Source organism: uncultured Porphyromonas sp. (genome assembly GCF_938046015.1).
GTDB lineage: Bacteria > Bacteroidota > Bacteroidia > Bacteroidales > Porphyromonadaceae > Porphyromonas.
Genome location: NZ_CALIXW010000018.1, coordinates 33,543 through 41,661, shown reverse-complemented (window position 1 = coordinate 41,661; position 8,119 = coordinate 33,543). Strand labels below are relative to the sequence as shown.

Annotated in this window: 5 protein-coding genes; all 5 read right to left on the bottom strand. The window is 59.8% G+C overall.

What is annotated here, in order from left to right; translation table 11 throughout:
- Positions 1-51: 51 nt before the first annotated feature.
- The 5 genes from Q0248_RS02200 to Q0248_RS02180 all read right to left on the bottom strand — a co-directional run bounded on the left by Q0248_RS02200 (position 52) and on the right by Q0248_RS02180 (position 8,117).
- Positions 52-1,080, bottom strand: coding sequence for a discoidin domain-containing protein (locus tag Q0248_RS02200; RefSeq protein ID WP_299319211.1), 1,029 nt, complete (start codon positions 1,078-1,080; stop codon positions 52-54).
- Positions 1,081-1,160: 80 nt separating this feature from the next.
- Positions 1,161-2,354 (bottom strand): DUF1735 and LamG domain-containing protein, encoded by a 1,194-nt coding sequence (locus Q0248_RS02195; RefSeq protein WP_299319208.1) that lies wholly within the window; start codon positions 2,352-2,354, stop codon positions 1,161-1,163.
- Positions 2,355-2,369: 15 nt separating this feature from the next.
- On the bottom strand, positions 2,370-3,524 hold the full coding sequence (locus Q0248_RS02190; protein WP_299319206.1) for a glycoside hydrolase family 18: 1,155 nt from the start codon (positions 3,522-3,524) through the stop codon (positions 2,370-2,372).
- A gap of 28 nt (positions 3,525-3,552) precedes the next feature.
- A complete protein-coding gene (locus Q0248_RS02185) occupies positions 3,553-5,088 on the bottom strand; it encodes a SusD/RagB family nutrient-binding outer membrane lipoprotein (RefSeq protein ID WP_299319203.1) in 1,536 nt (511 codons plus the stop codon).
- A 23-nt stretch (positions 5,089-5,111) separates the two neighbouring features.
- Positions 5,112-8,117, bottom strand: a complete 3,006-nt coding sequence (locus Q0248_RS02180; protein WP_299319201.1) for a SusC/RagA family TonB-linked outer membrane protein — start codon at positions 8,115-8,117, stop codon at positions 5,112-5,114.
- Positions 8,118-8,119: the final 2 nt, after the last annotated feature.

The window sequence follows — 8,119 nt, the reverse complement described above, 5'->3', positions numbered from 1 at the left end:
GGTAGTGCAGCGAGGGGGCGCTCCTTATTGCTTAGCTCTTAGGCAGGAGGATTAGTCCTGGGCGTAGAGCTCGAATTCCTTGACGGCGCAACCACTCTGACCGCGACGCGTAGCTGCGAGCTTGATGCCCTTAGCCACGATGGGCGATATGAAGTGGATGGTGACATCGCCCTTCTCGTTGATCTCGTAGCCCTCGACTACGCCCTGAGCATCCCACGTCTCACCGTCGGTGGTCGTGTAGATCGTCCATTCGCGAGCGATGGCGAAGTAGGTCGGCAGTACGCTGACACGTACGCCGGTGAACTTGCGCGTGCCGCTCTGTAGCATAGCGGAGAACCAAGGAGCCTGGTCGCCAAAGGCAGCGTACCAGAAGGTACTCTTACCGTCGTAGAGGTTTTCCTTACCGAAGCCCGTGTATTCGCTGGATACTTCGTAGTCGAGGAGAGTGACACCTACCTTCGAGCCCTTAGGAGCCGCCTGGTCCATCAGGATATTGGTGTATTCCTTCTCGACGGGGAGGAAGAGGCGGGCGCGCTCCTTGCTGGCAGCAGCCACACCCTCGGCGACCTTATCTAGGCGCAGGGCGATGAGGCGGTACTCAGAGCCAGACGTAGCCTTGGAGAGCTCGGCGTACTTAGCCCCCGCCTTGACGAGGACGGGCTTGGAGCTCTTGAGCTGTCCCTTAGGGATGACGACCTCGGTGTTCTCGAGCTTGGCGTAGCCTTCTTCGGCGATCTTGTAGCCGGGGTTCTCAGTGAGGCCCTTGACGAAGGCCTCGAGTGCTGCCTCCGAGCGGTCCAGAGCCAGCGAGACGCGGACGTCCTCGGTAGCGGGCTTGGAGAGATAGACATAGACCTGCTGATCCCCGAAGACGGAGAGGTCATCGCCGTGCAGTGCTACGGAGATCACCTCGCGCTTAGAGCTATAGTCCAGGTCCGCAGCCTTGAGGTAGACGAGCGAAGAGCTAGAGCTCGACTGCTCGGTGCTGGGCGTCAGTGGCGAGTCCAGCTCGAAGGGCTTCTGGCAGCTACCCAGCCCTAGGGTGATCAGCGCCAGCGTATAGATGATGCTTTGCTTCATTGTAACAATACCTAATAGCGTCTAGAGCCTCGGCTGGGAACTCAGCGAGCCCAGCCGAGGGACTCTAGGCGAAGAAAAAACTAGGGGACACGCGTCGTGCCCTGACCGTCGGAGCGGACGTTGCTGACCCAGACGGGCGTCTGATCCTTGTCGTAGCCGTCCATGACCTTGAGGGAAGGCATGCCCTTGACCGAGTTGGCGAACTCGCGGCCCTGACCTTCGTCCATGCGCCAGTAGTGGAGCAGGCCTGGGGTCGAAGGATCGACGACGTACTCATTGTCCTTGAGCTGCTCGGGCGTACGGACGACGTTCCAGATACGCAGCTCGCTGAACATACAGCTATTGACGAACCAGGTCATACCCGAGCCAGCGATGTGCAGCGTCTCAGCCAGGGTGAAGACACGACCTGCGGGCTTATCCGTCGTGGTGATCAGAGCACCGTTGACGTAGAGTCTAGCCTGAGCGCCATCGTAGACGAGGGCGATGTGGTACCAGGTGTTGGGCTGTGCGCCATCGAAGGTACGGTCGATCTGTCCCCCTGCCCCGAACTTGATGTTGAGGTAGTTGTAGGGCGGGTTGGCATCCCCGAAGCGCATATAGATCTCGCTGCCGGAGTGGAAGGAGCCGAAGAGCGCCTGGTTGTTGCGTCTGAAGCCGTTCATATTGACGCGCATCTCGACGGTGAAGCGAGGGAGCTCTACGACGGGCAGGCCCACAGCCTTAGCCTTGTAGTACTGCCCCCTGTAGGTACCGAGGATAGGCGCCGTCGTGACGGTCACCGTCTTGATCCCGTAGACATAGGTATCAGCACCCTCGATGACGGGCAGCGAGCCACCCTTAGGCGTGAGGCGGAAGGCTACAGCGTACTTCTTACCGCTCTTGCTCTGCTCCGTGGTCAGAGGCTTGAGCTTGACCGTCAGAGGATCCGAGAAGACGGAGCCCGCCTTGATGACGACCTCCGAGCCGGGGATCGTCACCTGCGCTGCGGGCAGCAGCGTGTAGCTGGTCTTATTACGCTTGTTGTACTGGTCCAGGGCTTCCTGGCTCAGCTCGAGCGTGTAGCTCTGGTCGGCCGTCTGCACGTCGGAGAGACGTACGTTGAGGTCGATGCTCGCGCCATCCTCACCGAGGGTGAGCGAGCCGATGCGTCCCGCCTGCGTGGCCGTCTGGGCGATGTAGGCTCTATCGGACTTGCTGCTCAGCTTCGCATCCTGACAGGAGGCGAGGAGCGCCGTGCTAGCTGCAAGGGCCAGCAGCGTATACTTGATCTTCATACTTGCTGTGCTTGGCTACTTAATAATAGGGTTCATCAGCTGGATAGCACGACGCCACCAGGGGTAGGAAAGCCCCTTGACGGGCGACATGTCGATACCATTGACGACGTCGGGGGTCTTGATGCCGTACTCGAGGTCGACGCGGAAGGCACCGACACCGCCCTTGCGATAGGTGACGCCATCGACGACGGGGTTCTGCAGGGCGAAGGCTAGGATCTGTCCTTCGCCGACTTCACCACCCTTGGTAGCACCCGACTCAAAGTTCACGACGAAGATGCTCTTCTTGCAGATCTCCTCTGCGCTCATGACGTCCTTGAACTTGGTGAGGGCGTTGCGGAAGTGCTGGTTATCCGTGGACTGATAGTTGTTGTAGGCCTGGATGATGAAGTAGTTGAAGTACTTGGCGTGCGTGGCGGGCAGCGCGTCGGGCTCACCATCAATGGCAAGGATACGCTTACGTCCAGCCTCGGTCTCCGCCAGAGGCCCCATACGCTTGCCGAGGGTCTCGACGAAGAGCGTCATCAGCGTAGGTACGCCGTTCTCTACGTCGGTACGCCACAGCTCGTAGTTCGTACCGAAGGGGTGCGAATAGTTGGGTTCGGCGTCGATGTCGAAGCCATCGTAGCCGTACTTCTCGATGAGGTCGCAGATCGCATTGGCATACTTGACGACAGCAGCACGGCGAGCCGCCTTGCCTGCGTCGGTCGAGGCCGTGGACCAGCCCCAGTACTTATGCGTCCAGGACTCACCCTGTGCCAGCGCCTTCTTCTCCTCGGCGGTGGGGTCGGGCGTGATGCCAGCACCCATATCGAGGACGAGGAAGCAGATCATGGCCTTGAGGCCCTTCTTGGACTGTGCGGCACGCAGGTCAGCCAGCTGCGCCTCGGTAGGATTGCGCCAGCCTCCCCAGAGGGAGACGAGGTCGACGGAGTCGGGGAGCCCCATGAGGGAGCTCTGCATGTTCACCCCGACACCAGTCCAGGCGCTGTAGTAGGAGAAGGCGATCTGGTGATCGCTCTCCTTGTACTTGCGCAGCTCCTGATAGTACTCCTCCGAGTGGTTGGACTCGGTGAGGTTCGTCGGGTGCTGAATCTCCATGTCAGTCCACTTGCTGCAAGAGGCCAGCGAGAGCAGCCCAAGCGCAAGCGTTAGGATATTCTTAGTCTTCATTATTCTTAATCGTTGTGCTTGGGAGAGGTTACTTCTTCTGCCACCAGAGGCGCGTCGTGTAGTCATCGGGACCACCGAGGAGAGCTACCCCTGCACGGTAGGCAGCGGCGTTACGCGTCTGCTCGTTGGGATCGTAAGGGATGCGGTTAGGCACCTGCAGGCCCGTACCCGTATCGACGGGCAGGTCGAAGACCTTAGGATAGCCCGTGCGGCGGATTTCAGACCAAGCCTCCTGACCGTTGGGGTAGAGGGCGATCCACTTCTGCGTGATGATGCGCTCGAGTTGCTCCTCAGTGCTAGCACTGCTGTCCCACTTGGGCGTGATGGTGCTCACTGCGGACATATCGCGACCGAAGCCACCGACAGCGTCCGTGTAGGCAGCGGGCTGTCGCTCGCTCTGCAGGTAGGAGGCTGCGCCATCTACACTCCATTGAGCGAAGGACTCCTTGACGCCGCGCTCATAGGCCTCTTGTGCCGTGGCGCCCATGCCCGTCCAGCCAGCCAGAGCACCCTCTGCACGGCAGAACCACATCTCGGCAGCCGTGAGCCAGGGGTCACGGGAGTTGGGCGTAGCGACGGCTGCGGAGTAGATCGCATCCGCCTTATTCTTGGACGTGATCTCAGCAGCCGCGAGACAGCCCTGGAGGGTACGCGTAGCCCCCTCGGCAGGAGCCGAGAAGTACTTGCTGATACGAGGATCGTTGTAGCCATTCATGTAGGAGTCGATGTCGGCACCAGCACGGCTATCCCCCCACTCTACAGAGGTCTTGTACAGCCCACGAGGAGTGTAGCTCATGTAGAGGTTGTCGGCAGCGCTCTCGATGACGCCATCAGCGACGGCCTCCTCGGCGTACTGCTTAGCCAGCGCAGGGGCAGCGTAGCGCATACGCACGGCCATACGCAGCTTGAGCGAATTGGCTAGGCGATACCACTTGGAGAAGTCCCCGCCGTAGACCTTGTCGGCTGCCTCATTGACACGAGCCGAGGGGTTAGCCAGGGCGAAGGCCTTGAGGTTGCGAGCAGCGACCGTGAGGTCAGCGATGAGCTGCTTGTAGATCAGCTCCTGGCTGTTGTAGGCCGAGGGATTCTTCGGGTCGAGGCCGAGGGGCATCGGGCCGAACTTATCCGTCAGCATCAGGAAGGCATGTGCGCGCAGGATGAGGGCCCAGTTGTAGTTGAGCTCCTCAGGCTTGGCCAAGCCCTCGATCTCAGCGAAGGCACTCTTAGCCTTCGTCAGAGGGCCGAAGGCAGCACTGATCCAGCCAGCCTTGGCGTTGAAGCGCGCGTAGTTCTTCGAGGTGAAGCCATCGTTGGCGTAGGTGAAGAAGCGGCCGAGGTAGTTCCCGATGAGGTCGAAGTTCATCTGGAAGTCATTCTCCTGCTCAGGGAAGGAGACGTTCTCCAGCTGGATGAGGAAGGAGGAGATGTTGTAGTTATCGCGGCTGAGCGACTCCTTGTCGAGCTTCCCCCCAGGACGGTTGATGTCCTCGAAGCCTGACGTACAGGAGGCCAGGGCGAGCGCCAGGCTCATGCAGGCGAGCCCCTTGATATGATTGATCTTCATAAGATACATGTTGTTAGAGGAGCTTAGAACTGGAGCTTAACGCTGAAGCCGAGGTTGCGCAGGCTAGGCAGCATGAAGTAGTCGAAGCCCTGGTAGTAGGTACCCGTCGAGGCCGTGAGCTCGGGGTCGAAGGGAGCCTTGTTGTAGATCATCAGCAGGTTGCGCGCCGTCAGACCCAGCGTCAGGCGGACCTTGTCGCCGAGGAGCTTCTTGGGCATCGTGTAGCCGAGGTGTGCCTCCTGCAGGCGTACGTTGGTCGCGTCGTAGATGTACTCCGACCACAGAGGCGAGGAGCCACCGACTACGGAGAAGTAGTCGCGCGCCGAGATCTTACCGTTACCGACGGCTACCCCACCAGCCTGACGCACCTTAGCAGAGTACTCAGATACGCCGTACTCGTCGAGGATGGCCTGCGTCTGCGAGAGGACGATACCGCCCAGACGTGCCGTGATCATGAAGCCGACGTTGAGGCCGCGCCAGGTGAAGTCATTGACCCAGCCGAGGTTGGCATCAGGCAGTACCGAGCCCTTGTAGACAGGCGTGGAGAGCGTCGTGGGCTTGATGTTGCCCGAGCTGACATCAGGCAGCCCCTCGGGGGTACGCAGGATGTCGGTATTGGTGTAGACGTCACCCATCGTACCACCCTGACGGAGGTAGATGCCAGCGCCGGAGAGACCACCCTTCTCGATGGTAGCCTTAGGATCGGGCAGGAGGGAGACGATGCGGTTCTGGTTCGCGCTGAAGGTACCCGTGGTAGACCACTCGACCTTGCCGAGCTGGCTCGTCCAGCCGATGGAGAGCTCGATCCCGCGGTTGCGGACGTCCCCAGCCTGGATGTACTCACTATCGTAGCCAGCACCAGCAGCAGAGAGCGGACGTAGGAAGGTCTGGTTCTTCGTATTGGATTGGTAGACCGTAGCCTCTACGCTCAGCTTGTTGTGGAAGAACTTACCCGTCACCCCAGCTTCCCAAGAATAGGTCAGCTCAGGCTTGAAGTCCGTGGGGAACTTATAGGTCACCGTCTTGTAGCTCTGCGTCGAGGAGTCGAACTCATAGCGGAAAGGCGAGGAGAGCTGCGCGGGGATAGGCGAACCTACCTTAGCCCACGATACGCGCGTCTTGAGGTAGTTGACCCAGTCGGGCAGCTTGACCATCTGCGAGATGACCCCCGAGAGACCTACCGAGGGGTAGAAGAAGGGGTTACCCGTCGTGAAGGCGAGGGCGGAGTCCCAGTCGCTACGACCCGTGAGGGTGAGGAAGAGCATGTTGCGCCAGCCCGCCTCGACACTAGCGAAGGCGGAGTTGGTCACGTGCGAGGTCTCGCCGTAGATAGGCGCCTGCTTCCCGCCCTGCTCATAGGCGATCTGGTTGGGGTCGAAGACGTTGGAGATGGAGCGCAGACCACCCTGGAAGCCGTGGGCATCGTAGTAGCTGCGGTTGGTGGAGATACCGACGTTGGCCGAGAGACTGATGTCATCGAACTTCTTGTTGATGTTGGCCATCAGGTCTCCGTAGAGCGCCGTGTTGTTGTTCTTATTGTAGGAGTAGAAGCCATAGGGCGATGATGCGCGCAGCGTGGAGGTCGAGGCGTAGCGCTTGACCTGGTCGAAGCTATTGGCGACGTCAGCACGAGCACGACCGGTCAGGTCGATCCAGTCGGCGATCTGCCACTTGGCCGAGGCGTTGACCATGTAGCGGTTCTTGCTATTGGTCGTCAGCATGCGGCGCGTCATCCAGTAGGGGTTCTGCATGGAGTAGGCATCCCCGTAGTTCCAGTTCTGGACGTAGATCTTACGCGTGGGGTCATAGACCTCGAAGGTACGTACGCCGTCGAAGTTCTCCCCGCGAGGGAAGAGGTAGAGGGGTACGATGGGGTTGTCATACTCACCCTGAGCCGTGAGGTTCTGGTCGCCCTGCTTGATGTAGTTGAAGCCAAAGTCAAGCGTCAGCTTATCGTCCAGGAACTTGGTCGTATTGCGGAAGCTGAAGTTGTAGCGATCGTACTTGTTGTTGGGGATGATCCCAGCGGCATTGGTCGTCCCCAGGGAGAGATAGGTCTGATTCTTGGCATTACCGACGGTCAGCGAAGCAGTGTTCTGGATGTTCGACCCGGTATTGAAGAAGTCCGCGGGGTTGAAGGTGCCATAGGGAGAAGCAGCCTCATCGCCCCAGCTCTTGTTGTCGCCAGGAGCGTTGATGTACTGATTCTGGAAGCGAGGCATCACGAAGGGGCGGGAGAAGCTGCTGCTATTGGACAGCATCACCGACACGCGGCCATCCTTACCCTTCTTGGTGGTCACCATGATGACCCCCTGGGCAGCGCTCGCACCGTAGAGGGCAGCAGCGGCAGGACCCGAGAGGACGCTGATGGACTCGATGTCATCAGGGTTGATGTCCGAGATGCCTTCCCCCTTGGGCTGTGCGCCGAAGCGACCTTCGGTAGCACCACCGTTGGTATTGATGATGGGGATACCGTCCACGACGTAGAGGGCGCTATTACCGGAGAAGATGGACTTAGGCCCACGCATGACGACACGCGTAGCACCACCGAGCCCCGAGGAGGAGGCGTTGATGCTGACCCCAGCCACCTTACCGTTGAGGCTGTTCATGAAGTTAGCGTCCTTGACGGTCGTCAGAGCGTCGCTCTTGACCTCCTGGACGTTGTAGCTAAGCGCCTTCTGCGAGCGCTTGATCCCGAGGGCGGTCACGACGACGGCCTCCGTCATCTTATCCGCACTGCTCAGCTCGATGACGAGCTCAGCCTGGTTGCCCACGACGACTTCCTTGGAGGTATAGCCGATGTAGGTCACTACGAGCGTAGCGCCCGAGCGGACGCCCTTGAGGGCAAAGCGACCATTGATATCGGTCACAGCACCCTGTCCTGTTGCTCCCTTGACCTTCACCGAGGCTCCGATCAGGGGCTCATGATCGGCAGCATCCTTGACGATACCGCTCACCGCCCTACCCTGTGCCGTAGCCGAGGCCACGCAGAGCAGGAGGCTCATGAGGAATAGTAATACTTTCTTCATAT